1 protein-coding gene is annotated in these 232 nt (G+C 63.8%); it reads right to left on the reverse strand.

Translation table 11 applies throughout. The annotated features are described in order from the left end of the window. Nucleotides 1-232: hypothetical protein (locus AF337_RS43395; RefSeq protein ID WP_160320374.1), on the reverse strand; the 232-nt coding region annotated here is incomplete at both ends.

A 232-nucleotide genomic window follows, 5' to 3' on the forward strand; every position in this document is an offset into this window, starting at 1 on the left:
CTGGAAGACAGCCTCAAACGAGCGAGATCGGCGGCGATCGCGACCAGATCGGGGGGAACGTCAGCCAGACCCGCGACATATGTCACCTCGATCGTGCCGTTCTGCCAGCGCCACGGGCGGCCGCCATTCACTCGCGTGAGGATCCCGGCGCCGCGGTTGATGAAAAAATCGCTGCTGATGACCGCCGACGAAAGCTCCGTGACGGTCGCGGACACGATAAACCGGCGTGACA

Origin of the sequence: Rhizobium ecuadorense (assembly GCF_001187535.1) — a bacterium.
Taxonomy (GTDB): domain Bacteria; phylum Pseudomonadota; class Alphaproteobacteria; order Rhizobiales; family Rhizobiaceae; genus Rhizobium; species Rhizobium ecuadorense.